Genomic DNA, 20,161 nt, shown 5'->3' with positions numbered 1-20,161 from the left:
CTTTACAAGATTCTATACATTTCTATACCATAGATAACTATCTTTAGTGTGCAAGCTATGGGGTTTCTATGGTTGCAAGGTTAATATTGCTACAGTTGAGCCTCTGAGATAGAGAAGAGCGCAAAAGAAAACATTAGAGGAAGCGATCGCCATATAATAGCGATGGATGGGGGAAATTTTCTGCTGACTAGACGACCATATACTACAGATAAAAAACGCTTGTCTGCACCAGATGTCCCGTTAGAAGAGCTAGATTTAAGGGCAAATGACTATGTTAATTTGAGCCGTGAAGATATTAAAAAAAATTCATTTGTTTGCCAGAATTGTCTGGTAGGCTTGGATTGTTTGCTTTGCGATCGCATCCCAGCTAAAATTTTCCAAGGCATACTTTTGGGCGTTTAATCCCCGTCGTTGGCGTTCTGCGGGATTTTCCAAAGCCTCTTGTAGTAACTCTACCAGTGATTCGACATCTGTTGTGCCTACCCAACCCGACTCACTATCACGTATCTGTTGACAAATATGCACTTGGTCAGAAATGACTACGGGTACTCCTGCTACCATCGCTTCAGCTACAGCAATCCCAAAATTTTCGTAGTAGGAAGGCAAGACAAATAAATCGGCAGCTTGTAGTAAACTAACTTTAAGTTCACCAGTAACAAAGCCAGTAATTGTAGAGTGCGATCGCAGTGGTGAATTTTGGATTTGGGAGATTATCTTTTGCTCATAATCTGGATCTTGAGGATTTGTCCCAGCTAAGACAAAATGAAACTTATAACCAAACCCTAACAGCTTCTCTAGCGCCGGAATCAGCAAATTTAACCCCTTTTTTGGGTCAATTCGTGACATAAACAGTACCAAAGGTACGTCTTTTGGTATTTCTAATTGACTACATATATTTGTCAGACGAGATTGAGGGGGAATTACACCCAAAGGAATTACCAAATCTGGTGTAGATACTCCAAATCGTTCTGATATTTTAGCTTCTTGATCGCTGGTAAAATGAATTGCTGCGGCACTAGCTAAATTTTGACGTTCTATAATTGCCACATAAAGCTGTTTTAATTGCTTTTTCTTTTGTAAATCAGCCGGATCGAGAGTACCCAAAGGGCGGAAAATATAAGGTAGCTTCTGCTGACGACACACAATAGCAGCAGCACTAATTATAGGCGAGAATAAAGCATGAATATGTGCGATGTCAAACTCGTGAGCATGACGTTTTAGCCAGTTTAATAAATCTAGGGAAAATTTGTAGCGACGAAACGGGGCGCAATGAAAGTAAATTATCTCATAACCATCTTGTTTAATTGGGCAATTTAAAGGAACATCCAGAGGTATTTGACCATTATCGCCATTACTATCAGTTGTCAGAATTGTAACTTCCACTCCCTCTTTTACTAATGCTGGCCCTAGCCCTAGCACCATTTGACTGGGGCCGCCGTAAATCAAAGAAATTGAGGGAACAATTTGTAATATTTTCATTTTTTTGTCATTAATCAAGGGCTTTTAACCCACCTCCGTGGGTTTTGTCTGTGTAGCCAAGCCAGTGCGGTCTTCTCCCAAGGGGAGACGCCAAGGGCGATGGGGGTTTCCCCCATGAGCAACTGGCGCGCAACTTATAGTCGCCAGGGCTAGTAATAAATTAGACTTTTCAAACATCCTATTAATGACTATTAACTAACTCTTGATAAAACTCCAATTGCTGTTTAGCCAAAGCTTTATTTGTATATTTAATCATTGCTTTTTGATAACCCATTTCACCAAGATTATGAGCAAAATCTGGTTGATCCATTAATTGAACTAAGCAATTAGCAAGAGCTTGAACATCACCTTCAGGAAACACTAAACCAGCATCGCCAATTACATAGGGAATTTCACCAGAATCAGAACCAATTACAGGTACTTGGCAAGCCATCGCTTCAATTAGCACATGACCAAATTGTTCTTTCCAGCCAACAGAAGTTAAGGTTTTAAACTTGTAAGTTGTTTCTGAAGGTAATACTAAAGTACTCATTAAATTGATATAGTTTGTCACCTCGTCATGAGGAACACTTTCTACTAAAATTAACCGTTCTTTAATATTCTTTTCTGTGGCTATTTTGATTAATTCACCTTGCAACTCTCCCCGACCCAGCAAGAGTAATTTCCAAGGTTTATTTTTCAAGGTAATTAAGGCTTGTAAAAGTGTCAATAAACCCTTTTCTTGCACAAATCTTCCAACAAAACCTACCACAAAATCTTCTTTTTTAATACCAAATTTAGCTGCTAACTCTGGTTGAGCTTTAGGAGTAAATAAACTTTCATCTACACCCAGTTGGGGCATAACTTTAATTGCTCCTTGATATCCCCGTTCTCGCAAAACTTCTGCTCCATCTTGATTACCAGAAATAATGCCGTGGCTGTGATTGAGGTTATACTTTTCTAATAAAGCAATTGGTGGTTTGAGATTATATGGAAGATTCCACCAGGTAAAAAATAAATTTTTTGCCTTGAGTCCTAATAGCTGATTTAAGGCAATCATTTGAGTATAGGCTAAGGCTCTAGACCCTTGTTCTACTTGGATGATTTGGGGACGAAATTGTTTTAATAAAGATATCAAATCAGCACCAAAGGTCAGAAGCCCTTGGTGATTTTGACTAAAGTTAGAAACTGGAACTATTTTAAATGTGCCTTCATCACGGTATTCAGTTTCAATAATTCTATTTTGGACGCCACCTGGTTTCCAGCGCTTTGGAACTACAACTGTCACTTCAATATCGGATTCTAATTGAGATAAAGTGCGTAATTTTTCACAGTTGAGGTCTACGATATAAGTATGACTAGCAACTAAAATTTTCATTTATCCTTTCTTATTCACTAATGACTAATGCCTAAACTTGTTCATCCAATCGACTGTAAACTTGACCATCGTTCCATATTGATTGGATGACAGTACCCAAGGCTTTGAAAAACCCCAAAGTGTAGAAAATAGCGCGAGTAGCAATTTTGATGGGTGAACCGCTTTTATGGCAAGGTGGGCGTCCTAGAACGTGACAGTCAAATAAACGGGCGTATAGGCGTAAAGCTTGAGTTGCAGTGAGGTTTTTCAGCCCAAGTAGGAAATGGTTGTGATAAAAAGTGAGTTGATATTTGAGCGATCGCATACTAATATCATGACAACCCCCTGTTTCTTCGCCTAAATGCACCAAATGGGCTTCTGGGTCGTACCAAATCTTATACCCTGTTTGTCGCACCCGCAAGCAAAAATCTGACTCTTCGCGCACTGCACTACCACGAAACCTTTCATCAAACCTCAGTCCATACTTAGTAAAAATTTCGCGGCGAAATGACATATTGCAACCCCTGGTTGTCAAAACTTGCTGGGGTTTGGTGGTATGTACTAAATCAATATGATACCAAGCAATTCCTGGGTCCATAGCTTCGGGAGGCAGATATTCAATCTCTAAATCTCCTCCAGAATCACCTAATTTCATTCTATCAAATACCCGTCCAGCAACAGCACCCACTTCTGGATTTTGCAAATAATTTTTCGCATGGGCTGCTAACAATCCAGGGGTTAGCTGAACGTCATCATCAATAAATAATATTATTTCACCAGATGAGCGGCGAACAGCATAATTCCGCGCCCCTGGCAAACTCGCCCAATCTAAGCGCAACCATTTAATTTTAGCTGCATCTGCCATCTCTTCTAGGTAGGCTTGAATTTCTGCTTGATGCTTTGGAGTTTGGTCTACAACTAAAACTTCAAAATTGGGATAATCCTGTTTTAATACATCCACAATGCTATCTCGTAGTGCTTCCTCCCGCCCGTAAGTCGGAATGACTACAGTAATTAATGGCCAATTATTCATGAGTTTTTTTAAGTAATTTTACTACTTCTATAATAGCCTTGTAAAAATTAATTTTCTAGTTTTGTAGTGGCGTGGCAAGCTTAAAATAGTGCATTAGTCGTAGGTTGGGTTGCGCTCCGCTCCAGCCAAGCGACAATTTTTTTGCAACATTTTAGCCTTGCCACGCCAGTAGGGTGTGTTACAGCGGTTCTCGCTCACGTAAGGTACATCTGTAGGGGCAATGCCCTTAAACCTTGCGATCTAATTCTGTACCACATTTGAGTGAAAGCCGTTATACGCCGTAGGCTAATGAACCCTACAAAATTCAAGAAAATTCTGACTTTTTAACGTCAGAATTCACCTTCAGTCAATTGTTTACACTACTACGGCATAGAGATTATCAAATAACTCATTTTGCTTTTCAGAGCTATGCACAATTTGGGCTTGAGCTGATGCTCCTACACTTAAAAATTCTTAGTGTTCTTGTTTATCTGGTTCTATCAATAAATTGGATGATTTGTTCCACTGCATACGATAATTTTTGCCATTTTTATTTCATTTAAATTGTTTTGAGACGTTTTTTCTTGTTTTTTTGCTGAGGATCGGCCTCTTCTTTATCTTGTTTCTCCAGTTCTGGCAATTTAAAAAGAACTCCCGCAAAAAACCAATAGTAGACAGCAACCGGATCGACATCCAAAGGATAGTAGTAGGTGTTGTAGCTAATAAACAATATAAACACCCACAAAGCTGCTCCGTAACTGCGGAAATTACGGTTTTTGATGGAGCGATAGGTTTTAAAGCCAATAATAGTTAAACTTGTTACTAAACCGAGAAAGGCGAGTACTCCAAAAATTCCAACTTCAAAAAGTACTTTGGGGTAATAGGTTTCTATAAGCTTAGTTTTACCCATTACTCGGGCAGAGTTAGTTGCTCGACCTAAGCCACTTCCCAAGGGGCCATCTACGTTTTTCCAATTCTCTTCAAATTGCTGGACGATAAAATCTTGAGGTGGTGAAGCTTCCCATCGACCTGTAAAACTCTCGGTTCTCTGTTGCACGACTTCAGGGTTAGTCACCATTGCTATTCCTAGAACTAGAACCAATCCTATGCCTATGGGGATAAATCGTTTCAGGTTGCCAAGTTGTCCAGTAAGCAGTAGCAAAATCCCAAAGCAGATTGGTACTAAAGCTAAGGCAATTCTCTGTCCAGAGATTACAGCATTGATAAATACTGTCACTAAAGAACCTAAACCAATCAACCGCCATATTGGGGAGGGATCGGTGAAGCCAGTGGCAAAGGTAAAAAAGGTGCTAGAAATTAAGAACCATGCCCATTGCCAAGGAGCTACAAATGTCCCTGGTAAGCGAATAACCCCTTCTTCAGGACTATATAAGAGCGCTCCACCAAAATAACACCGAGCTTCTAGTGATGTGACAAATAGGGCATTTCCTTCAAGTCCTCTAGTGCCTTTACATACACCAGTTAGTAGTAAAAAGTATTGAATAAATCCCAGCACACAGCAAATCAGTATGAGAGAAATCTGGAGGCGTGATAAAAATAGAAAATCTCGCTTATCTCGAATTAGATAGTAGGCACAACCAATCAGGGGGACATAGCCTAAAAATACTTTCAGTCCTAGAATGCCCATGCCTAAAGGTATTTCTTCGGTTGCTTTTTCCAGTAGTCCAAGGTGTGGCGGGTTAAACTGCTGTCCACCATTGATAAACAATAGTGTTAGCAGACTGCAAGCAAAGACTATATAAAGTGGGGTTTTAATCCCTTGGGGAATAATTATGGGTAGTCCCTGCTTGCGACAAGTCTGCCAAAGCCCAATTAGCGCTGGAACATAAAAAGCATCTTTAGCTAATTGAAGTATGGGACTATTGCCCAAGTAGTAGGTGATAGTACCCCCAATAGGTACGTAAATGATGAAGGCATATAGGGCTTGGCGCGGGTATTTGTAGGAAAGGGATATGACGAATATCCCTAAGACGCCAGGGAGTGCTGCTTTAATTCCACCTACAAAAAAAAGTAGAATGCCAAAGAACAGACTGCCAAAGGTGGCGCTGGTGACTAAGCTAATGAACTCTTTACGTGCTTGGGCTGCTTTGCGCTTTTGGGCTAACTGTTCTTTAAGGCTAAGAGTAGGAGTTTCTTTTACAGCCTGTTTTTTTGATTTTTGATTTTTTGACTTAGATTTTGGCATAGTGGCGCTGTAGCCTATCAGCCTTAAAAAACAATCTTTAGCTTACATATAAATGGATTGCAATGGCTATAGTATGTACAAGCCAAATTCATCCTTAATTGATTGAGTTAGAGATTTTCGATCAAAAATATTAAAGTTTAACTTCATTGCACCGTAAAAAATATTTTCTCCTGTTTCTACAATGTAAACTGCTCCTGGAAATGGTAATGGTTCAATAGGTTTATCTTTGCTTTCTAATACGCCTTTGATTTTACCGTGGTCTATATAATATTTGTAGTACCCATAGCCCCGATTATATTCTGCATTTTCTGGTAAGAAATTTAAGTCATATCGGAGAATATTGGATGTACCGCACATGGAATAGAAATCTTTTCTTTTAATATATATATGATTACTACCTTCTTTATATTTATAACCCTTATTGATAAACCATCCATTAGAGTTAGGATGTTGCTTAATAAATGCTGCTAAGTTTTTACTGATGCAATCATCTGCATCAACTGCCATAGTGTGAGTTGGAGAAAATTGATGAGCATACATTAATCCCTTCAAGATTTTTCGCCCTTTATCTGTGTCTCCTCTAGCTATAGGGTTTGTCTCGTTGGGAGAAGGAAAATCAACTGTAATGTAAGTAATTTGGGGATGATTAAATTCTATTTTTGGCTGTTCATGGCAAACGACAATAGCGTGAAAATCAGCAGAGGTTTGATTACAAATTGATTTGATGCATCTTTCAAAGGATTGGGTGACACGCTCCCAAGAATTGGAAACTTGCGGACTTTTAAGTGGGATAACAAAAACAAGCATTTTATTACCTTGTAGAAGATAATCAATGAACACACACAGACCTCTTTTCTTGTTATAAAAGAGGTTTAAAATATACATACAAAGTGCAAATATACAGCAGAATTCAGGAGCGGAGCCGGAGACACTCCGCCTCCGGTCAGAATGGGCTACGCCCCAGAAGTAAAACAGTTGTAATCTCTGGTTTTGAGATTTAGCTTGTGTACTTCACTCAACTTGAAATCTGCTGTAAATAGTAAATTTTCCACAGATGACCAAGGCTGGTTAATTTGCAGAAACTATGATGACGAAAAATTTGCATTTGTGAAAGGTGAGATAGCAGCTACTCCCTTCTCCCAAAGAATACCTAATTTAATAAACTGTGAAGACGCGCAAGGGATGCGTCTGCTAGAGAAGAGAAGGACATCAAGAAAAAGGAAAAATATAGATAGGTAATCTGATTGTGGGAAGGGAGTAGGAAATGCCTATATGTGTTGCTGGACTTGCGAAACTAATTCATTTGTCCAGTGGTTTGCAAGATCAGCATTGGCAGCTTCTACCATAACCCTGATTACTGGTTCTGTGCCAGAGGCACGAACCAAAATTCTGCCGGAATCTCCCATTGCAGCTTCAGCAAGTGCGATCGCTTGTTGCAGAGGTTGGCAATTTTGCCATCCTAAGCGGCGATCGCGATCGACAACTCGCACATTCCGCAACAATTGTGGATAGGTTTGGAAGCTTTGATCTACTAATTCGCTTAAGGGAACACCCGCTTCTCTCACCAAAGCTGCTATGTGCAATGCTGTTAACAAGCCATCCCCAGTTACGGCATAGTGACGGCAAAGAATATGACCTGATTGTTCGCCGCCTAGCATTCCTCCAGTGCGCTGCATTTCGGCTTGCACGTATTGGTCGCCAACTGCGGTACGAATTAAGTTACCACCAATTTGCTGCCAAGCTTTTTCAAAGCCTAAGTTGGCCATGACTGTAGATACAATCAGGTTATCTGGCAATTGCTGGTTTTGTTGCAAGTGGCGTCCCCACAGGTAGAGAATGTAATCGCCGTTAACTTGCCTACCTGTATTGTCTACTGCTAAAACGCGATCAGCATCGCCATCGAAGGCAAAGCCGATGTCGGCGTTGTGTTCTTGTACTGTTGCTGCCAGAATATCTAGGTGTGTGGAACCACAGTTAACATTAATGCGATCGCCATCTGCTTCGTTATGCAGACAGATTACCTCTGCCCCCATTTCTATAAAGACTGATGGTGCTAACCCAACTGCTGCTCCCCATGCCAAGTCTAAAACAATCTTCATTCCCTGAAGATTTAGGGAACCGTTTAAGGGTTTTTTCAACGCCTCGCTATAATGTCCCACTAATTCAAAACGTGAGTAATGCCGCCCACAATTATTAACTTTGGTAATAGGTGATAGCTTGCCACGCAGTCCCGCTTCTATTTCTGCCTGCAATGTTGGCGGTAACTTTCCACCATTAGCACCAAAAATCTTAATCCCATTGTCTTCTGGGGGATTGTGGCTGGCAGAAATCATCACTCCACCGATGGCATCAGTAATGCTGGTGAGATAGGCAATGCAAGGAGTGGGACACAATCCCAAATACCAAACTTCTAACCCTGCTGCTGTTAACCCTGCGCTCAAAGCCATTGCCAGCATATCGCTGGAGTTTCTAGAGTCCTGTCCGAGGATGACTGGTCCTACTTGAGTCGCATGGTTACGTAAAACAATCCCCGTCCAAAAACCAACTTGCAATGCCAGAGGCGCACTCAATAATTCTCCCACTCGTCCGCGAATCCCATCTGTGCCAAATAAAGGATTTGCTGGTAGTGGGATTAAATTCTGTCCAAAACTGCTCTCAATCCCTTTTACCAATTCCTCAGCCTCGGAAGCAGAATCCCCAGGAAAGCCTGATGTTCGAGTTATAGATGAAACCATATTTTTAAACACTCCACACAATCACACTGAAAAATAGCACTTAAGACTTTATTCAGCAATTTTGACATGCTTTTTCTCTTTATAAATTCATTTTAGTTCAAGGTTTATTTCCGTAATAATACTGATTTTATGTCTCTCAAAATGTAAATATTTCATGAAGTAGGTCGTATTGGTTTTTACATTATCAATAAAGTTTCCACATTTTAGCTAATTATTCCTTTTATGCCCTCAATTTTTTGATTGATTTTTATTTGTATTGGTTCAGACTTTGCAATGACATAAAAATCCCATTTGATTTTTGAACGTGGTAGTCCCTGCCACCGAAATGTAAAGTTATATTCTCTTGATTTTATTATGTATAAAAAACTACATAATTATCAGAGCTTAAAAAATTTTAATATAAATTCTCATCAAATAGTTTTAAGGTAACGTTTTAATGGCTTTTTTAGCCGTTAGTGAATCGAAACTCCGGCAGTTAACTTTTTAAAGTTGAGAAATTTAGTATGAGCAGCAATTTAGCAACCAAATTACGTGTAGGCACTAAGAAAGCCCACACAATGGCAGAGAATGTAGGTTTTGTCAAGTGCTTTTTAAAAGGAGTAGTGGAAAAAAACTCTTACCGGAAACTAGTTGCTAACTTCTACTTCGTCTACTCAGCGATGGAAGAGGAAATAGAAAAGCACCGCCAGCACCCAATTGTTTCTAAAATTAACTTTCCTCAGCTAAACCGCAAGCATAGCCTAGAACAAGACTTGAGTTATTACTTTGGTGCCAACTGGAGAGAGCAAATCAAACTATCTCCCGCAGGTGAAGCTTATGTCAAGCGTATCCGAGAAATATCTCAAACCGAACCAGAACTGTTAATCGCCCATTCATATACTCGTTACTTGGGTGACTTATCCGGGGGACAAATTCTCAAAAATATTGCTGTAACAGCGATGAATTTGTCAGATGGGCAAGGAACAGCTTTTTATGAGTTTCCAGAAATTACTGATGAGAAGGCATTCAAAGCCAAATATCGGCAAATTTTGGATGAATTACCCCTTAATGATGCTACAACCGATCGCATCGTTGATGAAGCTAATGCCGCTTTTGGCACGAACATGAAGATGTTCCAGGAATTGGAAGGTAATTTAATTAAGGCGATCGGTGTAATGCTGTTCAACAGCCTCACACGGCGTCGTACACGCGGTAGTACTGAACTCGTCACTGCTGAGTAATGAGTGCTGTGGTGTTTCTAGTAAAAGAGCGATAGCTCAAAAACGCTCAAAATATTTAGGGGCAATAGCCTTGTGACTGCTTTTGATTCGTGAAAGCAAGCATGGGGAGATTGCCCCTCAATTATGTTAATTAGCGATTAAATTTTTGAGAGCATCTTTAGCATCAGCGTTTTCTGGATCTATCCACCAAAGATGAGCGGCTTCTTCATAATTTTTCACTTCTTCGGCAGATGTCGCTTTTTGTTCCAACTCCTCTACCGTTTGGGCCACAGTGATTTGAGGAATTAAAACCAAATCTAAACTCAACAAAAACGGCAATATTTTCCGGTTTACTATAGACTTTCAGCTTAAAATAACTAAGTCAATCTTCAAACCAAGCTTAATCTCAGTATTTAAGTTTGTAACCCGTAAAACTTACCATACTGGGTAAATCAGGCAAAAATATGGCTACGAAAATTCCTGTCACAGTGATTACAGGCTTCTTGGGTAGTGGAAAAACCAGCCTAATTCGCCACCTGCTACAAAATAACCAAGGACGCCGCATTGCCGTAGTAGTCAATGAATTTGGCGAACTCGGTATTGATGGCGAATTGTTAAAATCCTGTCAAATTTGCCCCGAAGATGGTGAGGGCGACACTAATACTAATATCTTTGAATTAACTAACGGCTGCTTATGCTGCACCGTACAGGAAGAGTTTTACCCGATGATGCAAGAGTTAATCAAGCGGCGAGATAGCATCGACTGCATTTTGATTGAAACCTCTGGTTTAGCCTTACCAAAACCCCTAGTGAAGGCTTTTCGTTGGCAAGAAATTCGTAATGCTGCTACTGTAGATGCGGTGATTACGGTGGTAGATTGTGCGGCGGTAGCAGCAGGGACATTTGCTAGCGATCTAGAGGCGATCGCAGCCCAGCGCCAAGCAGATGATAATCTAGAACACGAAACACCCTTGCAAGAACTGTTTGAAGACCAACTTGCTTGTGCAGACTTGGTGGTGTTAAATAAAATTGATTTGGTAGATGCCGAGACAAAAGCCAGAGTTGAGGAATTAATTAAGCAAGAGTTGCCCAGAGTGGTGAAGATTGTCGAGAGCAATGCCTACAGCGGGCATTCTCAACTTGATGCGTCTATATTATTAGGATTCCAAGCCGCAGTTGAAGACAATTTAGATTCTCGTCCTAGTCATCACGATACCGAAGAAGACCACAATCACGACGAAGAAATTACCTCAACTAATTTAATTTTGGATCGTACCTTTGATCCAGAAAAGCTACAACAGCAGTTAGAAAAATTAGCACAACAACAAGAAATTTACCGGATTAAAGGCTTTGTCGCAGTGCCAAATAAATCCATGCGCTTAGTCATGCAAGGCGTGGGAACCCGATTTGATAAATTTTACGATCGCCCCTGGAAACCAGAAGAGGCTAGGCAAACGCGCTTAGTTTTCATCGGGCGTGATTTGAAGTCTTCAGAAATTGAATCACAACTTGTAGCTTTATAATTATACCCAGACCCCGACTTTTTAAAGAAGTCGAGGGTCTTTCTCCTAAGAGTTAAGAGTTATGGGAACTCCAAGAAATAAATTATCCAATATTGTGGGGTGGGCGTGTCTCGCCCGCCCAGTCGATATGGCGGGCAAGATGCCATAGGTGTCAAGTTAAGCTCAAACTAATTATGTCAATAAGCATTTATGCTTAAAAGCTTGGTTTGAAAGGGACAAAAAACGAACTTTTTCAGGGACTATTAATGCTTTGTTTATTAGCATCACTCCCGGCTTGCGTATAAAAGTCAGAATAGGTTCACTTTTATACTTAGTTCCTAACAAAACCCATCGTTGACAAATGGGTTTTAACCTTAAGTTGACACTAATGGCAAGATGCCCACCCCACAAGAGTTAATTAAATATTTTTTTATTTGGAAGTCCCTATAAATAACTAGTTAATTCAAAACAAAAATTCTTCACTTGACAAAAATATGACTATTTCTCAACTATTTAACGTTGCCAATCTTTTCGTATTACCATTTTGGGCGTTGATGATTTTATTGCCAAACTGGAAAGTCACACGTCAGATAATGTCATCATATCTACCCTTTGTGCTTTTAGCAGGGACATATTTATATTTGTTTATTAACAGCATTACGCCAGAAAATGCCCAAGCTTTATCGAATCCTCAATTAGCTGATATTGCGCGATTCTTTGCAGATGAAAATGCTGCGGCAACAGGTTGGATTCATTTTTTAGTGATGGATTTATTCGTCGGTCGCTGGATTTATTGGGAAGGACAGAAAACAGGTATTTGGACAATTCACTCTTTGGCTTTATCTTTGTTCGCTGGGCCTTTAGGATTACTATCTCACATCTTGACTGACTGGATTACTAAGACATTTTTCCCCAAGTTTCAGCAGAATGAAACGGCGACGTTAGCAGAACCAGAAGTATCATCAACTGGCACATAGTAATAGTGGTTGACATCTGTGCATTGGTATCAACTTAACGTGAAACGAGCGGTTTTTGTCTAGTTCCCAGTCTCCGATTGGAAACGAGATTTGACTTTAGTCCGCGGAGGCGGACTTTGCCTGTGTAGCCGCGAATTCTATTCGCCAGATATTAAGTCTTAAGTTGACACTATTGATAATTGGTAATAGTTTACTCCCATTACCAATTATCTGATTTTCAAATCATTAACCGTTATCGTGTCTATAATCGGCATCTAACCAACAGCGTGGGAGAACTTCACCAGAAGGAAAAACAAGATTTTCTTTCTTAAAAGTATCAGGTGGCTGTTCTTCTTCACCTTGTTGTTCTCGTCCGTGAACAACATCATTATTCGGATCAAGTAATTCTTGAATTTCCAGAATTTTTACCAATTCACCAGAGTTTTTGATTTGTAAAAGCATAGAGATTGCCTCAATAAGTTTGCATGAAAGTTAGGAGTGAGTCTCAAGATATACTCACTCGCGTCTCAACCAATTTAGAAGGTCGAGATTCCTTAATTGTTAAAGGAAATTTTTACCAGAGACACATAAATGAATTACACAAAATTTATATACGTGTTTCTGTGGTTTTCATCTTTATAAAATTGACACAACAATTTAATCCTCAATCTAGCATTTCAAATCAGAAAATACTGACCGAGAAAATTGTCTAATTCAAATAATCTTGGTTGTAGAGATTAGATTTCGCGTTGATATTTTTCTAAAATGTCAACTAATGATACTTGGCATTGCAGTGGCAATAAATCACTTAAAGGAAGTTCACTTCTACCGCCGCCAATTTTTACCGTAATTGATTTCAAGACCTTTAAAACTTGATCTTCACTTACATTGTTGGAAGTAATTAAGGGATACAACTGTTCCGCAACAAGGGTGTGCAGTTTGGCATTAGATAAATAAAGATGCCATTTGGCAATGTCTATGTAGACATTTTCGCCAATTTCAGCTGCCAGGGCTTCCAGTAATTCTGTGGTATTAGTCTTTGCCATAAAAATAACCCTACATTAAGAAAAAGTGCGAAATCTCAGGCTTTTTTACATTATTGCTCAATTAACGGGCTGATTCCACTACCACAGGTTACAATCGCCCTAGCATTAGCAGTCCGTCTTCAGGTGGATTTAGGTGGAGTTTCGCTGTAATTAGCGATCGCACTAATATAGATTAAATGCACCAATACTATTCCTGTCCAGCTTGCAGTCAATAACGGCAGCCATTCCCAGGTAGTGGCTTTCAAGATGTGAAAAAACCATAACCCAGAATTAATCGTAGCAGCGATCGCCACATGCACGGCAAAATTCATCCGGTCATCGATCTTGCGGTAATCAGGGTCTTTGCGATCGGGTTTGCGAGGCCAACGAGGAGGCATAAATATTTGTTACAGATTTAAATACACCCTATTCCGGGTAATTGAAACTTTAGCAGATTTTTACTTAGGTTTGATCGGCTTCGGCAAATCATTCACGGAAGCAATGCGATCGCTCGGATGACGCGCTATATAATTCTGATGGAATGCCGCAGCCTGATAAAACCTGTATTAATTTTTAATTTTTAATTTTTAATTCCACCTTGCGGTACTAGCTAGCCTGACCAACTTGTGTAGCTTCTGGAATTTCAATCAATTTCCCAGTTTTGACATCATATAGATAGCCATAAATTGGAATTTCTGGCGGTACTAATGGATGAAAGCGAATCCGTTTCACGTCTGCATAAACGCTTTGTGCCTGTTCGGTGATAGTCAACCAGTCAATAAACTCGGCTTCGCTTGAACCTCCTCCAGAACCAACATCATGCCAACCCGTTTCGTCTATTTTGGCGGTTTTCAAACTATTCGCCAGTAAATTTCGGATAACTTGGTCTGTGAAGGTTTCCATACCACAATTCGTGTGGTGAATCACGAACCACTCACGGGTACCAAGTAACTTGTAAGAGATTACTAAAGAGCGAATTGCATCATCACTAGCGCGTCCACCTGCATTCCGAATTACATGAGCGTCTCCTTCAGCCAATCCAGCAAATTTTGCTGGGTCAAGTCTAGCGTCCATGCAGGTGAGAATAGCAAATCGACGAGCCGGCGGGATAGTGAGGTCGCCTTTGTCACCAAAATTTTCGACGTAAGCGTGGTTAGCTGATAGGACTTCTGTTAAAACTTGACTCATGATTTTAATTTGATGTCTCTGTGGGCAATAGTTTAACCAGTAAGTTGATATTGCTGATTTAACTACGGTAAGTCGATAGATTTTAGATATTTTCTAAAAAGTACTTTCCCACGAGTTCATCTAAAAGGCAAGTATCGTTCCCCGTTAGGGGAAGTGGTTATGTAAAGGCCAAAACTGGAAGCTTACACAGGAGGGCATGGAATTTGTTTCCATCCCCGTTAGGGGAAGTGGTTATGTAAAGAAACTCATCACCATCTTAGTGATGATGACGAGCTAGAAATCGTTTCCATCCCCGTTAGGGGAAGTGGTTATGTAAAGGCGTTACAGGATATAGAGATGATTGTATGTAAGGGTCGAGTTTCCATCCCCGTTAGGGGAAGTGGTTATGTAAAGAGTTACCTTCTGGAAACCTTACTAGGCAAGGGTTTGAGATACCCAAATCGACACCACTTTTTAAATTGTCAATAGTTGTCAAATCATTCTCAATAAGAGACTGATTTTGTAGCCTGAAACCCTTGCTGTGCAAACAATCGACACCAGTCAACGAAGTTATGCGGTTTTCAAGGTTCTGGCGAGTGGTGTCGATGAGTTCAACATACTTGGAAAAAAGGTATAGTAATTTACCTGAAATTGTCAATATTTTGTCAAAATCCTTAATATTTATGAGCGAGAATGTCGGTAAATTAGGAATCTTAACAATTTTCTTCTGATGTTTCACACGCAGCAATACTCACCCAGCGACTAGAACCATCTTGCCAATGTTCTTTCTTCCATATAGGGGCATTGTGTTTGAGCGTATCAATAGCATATTGACAAGCTTCAAACGCTTCACTCCGATGGGGACAACCCACCGCGACTAAAACGCTGATTTCCCCAACTCGCAAACGTCCAACGCGATGATGAATCGCAACTCGATTCACATCAGACATAGATAAGCGAATATCAGCAGCAATTTGATAAAATATCCGCAATGCCATCGGTTCATAAGCTTGATACTCTAGAGCAATCACAGGTTTACCATCGGTTTGATTGCGAACCATGCCACTCATCACAACCACAGCACCATTGGCCGGATCGTCAGACTTGGTGTAAATTTCTTCAAGAGATAATGGTGCAAAGGTAATGGCAAAACTATCTTCGGCTCTTGGTTTAACAGCAGAGGTAAGTGTGATTGTCATAACAGCTTTGATATTGTATGGGCTTTTTATATTGTCTCTGAAAAAAGCTTTGATAGTCTATGTTTAATGGCTTTTGTTAATGCTTGTGGGCAAAAGCAGATTTTTGCAGTTGATAAATTTTATTGCCCATCACGATAGCAATTAAAGGTTAAAATTCTCTTTCCATAGCAAAAATAATTTTATTTGTTAACAAAAAATTATCATAATCCAAGTCTTCTAAAATCTATTTAAAATAACCAAACTTTACTATTATTGCCTTTAAGTCATATTACTATAATTAAAGTAATCAAGTTATCTGCTTATTAAATTATTTCAATAATCAGATAGTAATTTGATTCGGCTATCAAGTGCAGTCAAGGCTGAATTGCCTACAAAAGTGTGACATTGATGGCAATGATCACCTACAGAAAGCCCTATAAATCTACGTTTCTTATTAATACGAGGCAAGTCGTCATTCGGCAATAGTTAGGAAAAATTTAATGACATCTTTCGTGTGTAACAAAGAATCAGCGAGGCTTAAGGCTTTGCATCAGTACCAGATTCTCGACACTCCACCAGAAGAAGCATTCGACGATCTAGCGTTTTTAGCCGCACAGATTTGTAACACACCGATCGCATTAGTTAATTTAATTGACGCTAACCGTCAGTGGTTCAAAGCCAAGGTGGGGTTAAATATACCAGAAATGCCACTAAATAAGGGGTTCGACCCGATTTGTCTGGAAAGCGGCGAAGTTTTGATTATTCCTGACACCTTGGCTGATGAACGCTTTGCGACAAATCCTCTAGTTACCTCTGCTGAATTTGCTGTGAGATTTTATGCTGGCGCACCTTTGTTAGCATCGGGAGGAGAAGCGATCGGGACTCTGTGTATAGTCGATCGCGTACCACACCAAATTAGTTTGCAACAGGTGGAAGCACTGCAAACTCTAAGCCGTATGGTAGTTAGACAACTAGAAATCCGGCGGAACTTAGTTGAACTAGCAAGCATAAAACAGGAATATAAGCAGGTACAAGAAGCATTACACCAAAGTGAATCTATTTTTGGCAGTTTCTTTAACAGTTCACCGATGATGATGGGAATTGTCGAGTTAGTAGATAATGACATCCTGCACATTTTGGATAACCCCGCCACAGCAAAATTCTTTGGACTCACGCCAGAAGCAATGCAAAATCGGCTAGCGCGAGACATGGGTGCAACAGATTGGTGTATATCTCAATGGATACATTATTACCGTCAAGCAGAACGCACTCAATCACACGTCAAGTTTGAATATTCTGATAATATTCCCCAAGGGCAAACATGGGTCTCAGCCACAGTTGCAACAATTACAGCAAATTCTGGTAGTCGTCCGCAATTCGTATATATGGCTGAGGATATTACAGAACGCAAACAAATAGAACAAAAAATCTGCGAACAAGCAGCATTACTGGATATTGTTAGTGATGCAATTGTTGTGCAAGATTTGTCCAACAAAATTTTATTATGGAACAAAAATGCTGAAAAACTTTACGGTTGGAAGTCAGAAGAAGCGATAGGTAAGCATTTCAATGAACTTTTCTCCACTGAACTTTTGGCGCAACACTTAGAAATTTATCAAACTGTCTTAAAGAATGGCTTTTGGCAAGGTGAGTTACGCAAAACCAGCAAATCTGGTAAGAGACTTATCATTGAAAGTCGCTGGATGCTGATGAAGGATGAGTATTTTCAAGCCAAATCAATTCTCGCCGTTGATACTGATATTACCCAGAATAAGCAACTGGAAAAGCAAGTTTTACGTACTCAACGGGTGGAAAGTATCGGCACTCTTGCTAGTGGTATTGCTCATGATTTAAATAATGTGTTGTCACCAATTTTAATGTCAGTGCATTTGCTCAAATCTAAAAACCACGATCAACAGATTAGTCAGATGCTCTCAATAATAGAAAGCAACGCCAAACGTGGTGCTGATTTGGTCAAGCAAGTACTGTCATTTGCTAGGGGAATTGAAGGCGATATCCAAGGACAAACCCTTACACCTCAGCACACTGTACTGCAAGTCAAACACCTGATTTCAGAAATGCAGCAAATTATCTTACAAACATTTCCCAAATCAATCGCAGTACACGCAGAAATTCAGGAGGATTTGTTACCTATTTGTGCTGATAGTACCCAACTGCATCAAGTACTAATTAATTTGTGTCTGAATGCGCGGGATGCCATGCTTACAGGTGGAACTTTAACAATATCTGCGGAGAATATTTGGATTGATGAAATTTATGCGAGTATGCATATAGGGGCTACAGTTGGTGCTTACATTGTCTTGACAGTTGTTGATACTGGGTCTGGAATTAGTCAAGAAATCTTAGATAAAATCTTTGAGCCATTTTTCACTACAAAAGAGTTGGGAAAAGGTACAGGGTTGGGGCTATCAACAGTAATGAAAATTATTAAGGAGCATGATGGTTTTATTACTGTATCAAGTCGTGTAGGCAAGGGTACAAAACTTCAGGTGTATTTGCCAGCAGTTAATCAAGTTCCAACCCAGTCTTTACAAAATATAGAAATCCCGACGGGAGCGGGAGAATGCATTTTGGTTGTAGATGATGAAACTGCCATTCAGGAAATTACTAAAACATCTTTAGAAAACTATAATTACACAGCAATTACTGCTAGTGATGGCATGGAAGCATTAGCAATTTATTCCCAGCATAAAGAGAAAATTAGTGCGGCAATTATTGATATGATGATGTCCAAGATGGATGGAGCAACTACCATTCGCACATTGCAACGCCTAAATCCGCTATTGCCGATTATTGCTGTTAGTGGACTGGCAACAAGTGAGCAAGTCCCAATCGATAAAACGGCTGAGTATACAGCCTTTTTACCTAAACCTTATACAACGCAAGAATTATTGAAAACTCTACATGCAGTTATTAGCTATTAGTAAGTAGGCATAAATAAACCCAACTATGTAACGAAAAGTAAAAGCGTTGAAAACCTTGCGATTGCTTCACTCCACTTCGTTACATACCCTGCGGGAAGGCTTACGCCAACGCAATGACATAGTTATAAATTTTCTCACTCACCTACTTAATCTGCACAATCTAGACGATCGCAATCATATCTACCTTTAATCTCTTGATTGAAAAAGCTGCCAATGGAGTCAGAGGAGTGTAAATCTTCCCAAGTATTCTCGTCTACGCCTAAGTATTGATAAACAGCGCCACTTTGAAACTCAACTTGCAAAATCTGTTCGTTGCGATCGTAGCCTACAGCCATAGCCATTGAGGAGACGACTGGTAGCATCAAAATTGGTTCTTCTTCAAAAGGTAATGCAGTTGTTTCGGCAATCGCTTCGTTGAGTTCTTGCAATCCTTCATAAGCCTGTATTGGCGCTGGAATTTCCAAAAACTCTAATTCGTCGCCTCGATCGAGCAACAACTGCAAATATCCATCAGAGTGAGCGATCGCTACTAAACTGCTCAAATCTACCTTAGATAGCTTCATTTATTTGGCGCTCTCCTATTGGCTTAGTCGGGAGTGTTAAAGTTTTATACAATACTTAAGTGCTTTTATAGTACAAATATACTATAAAAGCATACTGCTGTCAAGTTTTTTTCAGCAAGCCTGTGTTATGGACTGGGCGGGCAAGATGCCCACCCCACAAGAGTTAATTGGATATTTTTTTGGAAGTCCCTTAGTCCGTGCGTAAGTCCTGAGAGAGAATGGTATGTTTGTTTTTGCAAGCTTGTATTAATATCAAATGATCGATGGAGCTTCAAACTGAAATTGATAGAGCAATAGCAGCTGTTGATTACCAGAAACTTCAAGCTGAGTTTCAAGCACAGAATGAATTGTTGGTGATTGAGAACTTTCTCCCAAACTCCATCATTGAGCAATTCTTGGCGCTGTTGCCGTCTTTGCAACCTGCTATCAATCGCAACTATATTCCCAATCATAAAAAGGGCGGTAGTATCAGCCGCTATAGTTTAGATAGCCTAGCTCCAATTTTCGGAGAGTTTTATCAACTCAGTGCCTTTTTTGACTTTCTCAACCAAATTACGACAGAAAAACTCCTTCCCTGTCCTGATGCCGATCCACATACTTACGCGCTGTACTATTACACTGAGCCGGGGGATCATATTCAGTATCATTACGATACCTCTTATTATCGTGGGAAACGCTATACAGTGTTGCTTGGTTTAGTTGATAATTCATCCAGTAAGTTGGAATATCAACTCTACAAAGATATTCCTGAACGGGAAACGCAAAAGCGATCGCTCTCTTTAACTCCTGGTACACTAGTCTTATTCAATGGTGACAAACTTTACCACAGAGTTACTCCTTTGGGTGACAATGAACAGC

General features: G+C 39.9%; 18 protein-coding genes. 5 read left to right on the top strand and 13 right to left on the bottom strand.

The window, feature by feature from the left end; translation table 11 throughout:
- Positions 1 to 306: 306 nt before the first annotated feature.
- The 6 genes from hpsP to glmM all read right to left on the bottom strand — a co-directional run bounded on the left by hpsP (position 307) and on the right by glmM (position 8,768).
- Positions 307 to 1,479, bottom strand: coding sequence for a hormogonium polysaccharide biosynthesis glycosyltransferase HpsP (hpsP, locus tag V7L31_RS01345; RefSeq protein WP_334694595.1), 1,173 nt, complete (start codon positions 1,477 to 1,479; stop codon positions 307 to 309).
- A 181-nt stretch (positions 1,480 to 1,660) separates the two neighbouring features.
- The gene (gene hpsO, locus V7L31_RS01340) at positions 1,661 to 2,836 is read right to left on the bottom strand and encodes a hormogonium polysaccharide biosynthesis glycosyltransferase HpsO (RefSeq protein ID WP_334694594.1); all 1,176 of its coding nucleotides are present in this window, start codon (positions 2,834 to 2,836) and stop codon (positions 1,661 to 1,663) included.
- 31 nt (positions 2,837 to 2,867) lie between these two features.
- Positions 2,868 to 3,848, bottom strand: coding sequence for a hormogonium polysaccharide biosynthesis glycosyltransferase HpsN (gene hpsN / locus V7L31_RS01335; RefSeq protein WP_334694593.1), 981 nt, complete (start codon positions 3,846 to 3,848; stop codon positions 2,868 to 2,870).
- A gap of 538 nt (positions 3,849 to 4,386) precedes the next feature.
- Entirely contained in the window at positions 4,387 to 6,033 is a 1,647-nt protein-coding gene (gene hpsL / locus V7L31_RS01330) for a hormogonium polysaccharide biosynthesis protein HpsL (protein WP_334694592.1), read from the bottom strand.
- 66 nt (positions 6,034 to 6,099) lie between these two features.
- A complete protein-coding gene (locus V7L31_RS01325; protein WP_334694591.1) occupies positions 6,100 to 6,873 on the bottom strand; it encodes a glycosyltransferase family 2 protein in 774 nt (257 codons plus the stop codon).
- A 428-nt stretch (positions 6,874 to 7,301) separates the two neighbouring features.
- On the bottom strand, positions 7,302 to 8,768 hold the full coding sequence (glmM, locus tag V7L31_RS01320; RefSeq protein WP_334694590.1) for a phosphoglucosamine mutase: 1,467 nt from the start codon (positions 8,766 to 8,768) through the stop codon (positions 7,302 to 7,304).
- Positions 8,769 to 9,271: 503 nt separating this feature from the next.
- Here glmM and V7L31_RS01315 point away from each other — a divergent pair.
- Positions 9,272 to 9,988 carry a biliverdin-producing heme oxygenase gene (locus tag V7L31_RS01315; RefSeq protein ID WP_334694589.1) on the top strand — a complete coding sequence of 239 codons (717 nt, stop codon included), beginning with the start codon at positions 9,272 to 9,274 and terminating at the stop codon, positions 9,986 to 9,988.
- Positions 9,989 to 10,114: 126 nt separating this feature from the next.
- Here V7L31_RS01315 and V7L31_RS01310 read toward each other — a convergent pair whose 3' ends face one another.
- Entirely contained in the window at positions 10,115 to 10,282 is a 168-nt protein-coding gene (locus tag V7L31_RS01310; RefSeq protein WP_334694588.1) for a hypothetical protein, read from the bottom strand.
- A gap of 149 nt (positions 10,283 to 10,431) precedes the next feature.
- Here V7L31_RS01310 and cobW point away from each other — a divergent pair, with 149 nt between their 5' ends.
- Positions 10,432 to 11,490 carry a cobalamin biosynthesis protein CobW gene (gene cobW, locus V7L31_RS01305; protein ID WP_334694587.1) on the top strand — a complete coding sequence of 353 codons (1,059 nt, stop codon included), beginning with the start codon at positions 10,432 to 10,434 and terminating at the stop codon, positions 11,488 to 11,490.
- Between the two features lie 473 nt (positions 11,491 to 11,963).
- Positions 11,964 to 12,446, top strand: coding sequence for an ABA4-like family protein (locus V7L31_RS01300; protein ID WP_334694586.1), 483 nt, complete (start codon positions 11,964 to 11,966; stop codon positions 12,444 to 12,446).
- Between the two features lie 225 nt (positions 12,447 to 12,671).
- Here V7L31_RS01300 and V7L31_RS01295 read toward each other — a convergent pair whose 3' ends face one another.
- From V7L31_RS01295 to V7L31_RS01275, 5 genes are all read right to left on the bottom strand, one after another.
- On the bottom strand, positions 12,672 to 12,887 hold the full coding sequence (locus V7L31_RS01295) for an acetyltransferase (protein WP_179064562.1): 216 nt from the start codon (positions 12,885 to 12,887) through the stop codon (positions 12,672 to 12,674).
- A 275-nt stretch (positions 12,888 to 13,162) separates the two neighbouring features.
- Positions 13,163 to 13,471, bottom strand: a complete 309-nt coding sequence (locus V7L31_RS01290) for a DUF3181 family protein (RefSeq protein WP_334694585.1) — start codon at positions 13,469 to 13,471, stop codon at positions 13,163 to 13,165.
- Positions 13,472 to 13,590: 119 nt separating this feature from the next.
- A complete protein-coding gene (locus tag V7L31_RS01285; RefSeq protein WP_334694584.1) occupies positions 13,591 to 13,848 on the bottom strand; it encodes a hypothetical protein in 258 nt (85 codons plus the stop codon).
- Positions 13,849 to 14,056: 208 nt separating this feature from the next.
- Positions 14,057 to 14,638, bottom strand: coding sequence for a beta-class carbonic anhydrase (locus V7L31_RS01280; protein ID WP_334694583.1), 582 nt, complete (start codon positions 14,636 to 14,638; stop codon positions 14,057 to 14,059).
- 692 nt (positions 14,639 to 15,330) lie between these two features.
- Positions 15,331 to 15,816: a molybdenum cofactor biosynthesis protein MoaE gene (locus V7L31_RS01275; RefSeq protein WP_334694582.1), complete on the bottom strand. Its 486-nt coding sequence runs from the start codon at positions 15,814 to 15,816 to the stop codon at positions 15,331 to 15,333.
- 479 nt (positions 15,817 to 16,295) lie between these two features.
- Between V7L31_RS01275 and V7L31_RS01270 the strand changes: the two genes are divergently transcribed.
- Positions 16,296 to 18,740, top strand: coding sequence for a hybrid sensor histidine kinase/response regulator (locus tag V7L31_RS01270; RefSeq protein WP_334694581.1), 2,445 nt, complete (start codon positions 16,296 to 16,298; stop codon positions 18,738 to 18,740).
- A gap of 146 nt (positions 18,741 to 18,886) precedes the next feature.
- Here the strand turns inward: V7L31_RS01270 and V7L31_RS01265 are convergent, their stop codons facing one another.
- Positions 18,887 to 19,303 (bottom strand): KTSC domain-containing protein, encoded by a 417-nt coding sequence (locus tag V7L31_RS01265; protein ID WP_334694580.1) that lies wholly within the window; start codon positions 19,301 to 19,303, stop codon positions 18,887 to 18,889.
- 263 nt (positions 19,304 to 19,566) lie between these two features.
- Between V7L31_RS01265 and V7L31_RS01260 the strand changes: the two genes are divergently transcribed.
- A partial coding sequence (locus tag V7L31_RS01260; RefSeq protein ID WP_334694579.1) for a 2OG-Fe(II) oxygenase occupies positions 19,567 to 20,161 on the top strand: 595 nt, incomplete at its 3' end.

It is taken from the genome of Nostoc sp. (assembly GCF_036916655.1).
Taxonomy (GTDB): Bacteria; Cyanobacteriota; Cyanobacteriia; order Cyanobacteriales; family Nostocaceae; genus Nostoc.
This window is presented reverse-complemented; position numbering and strand designations above follow the sequence as displayed.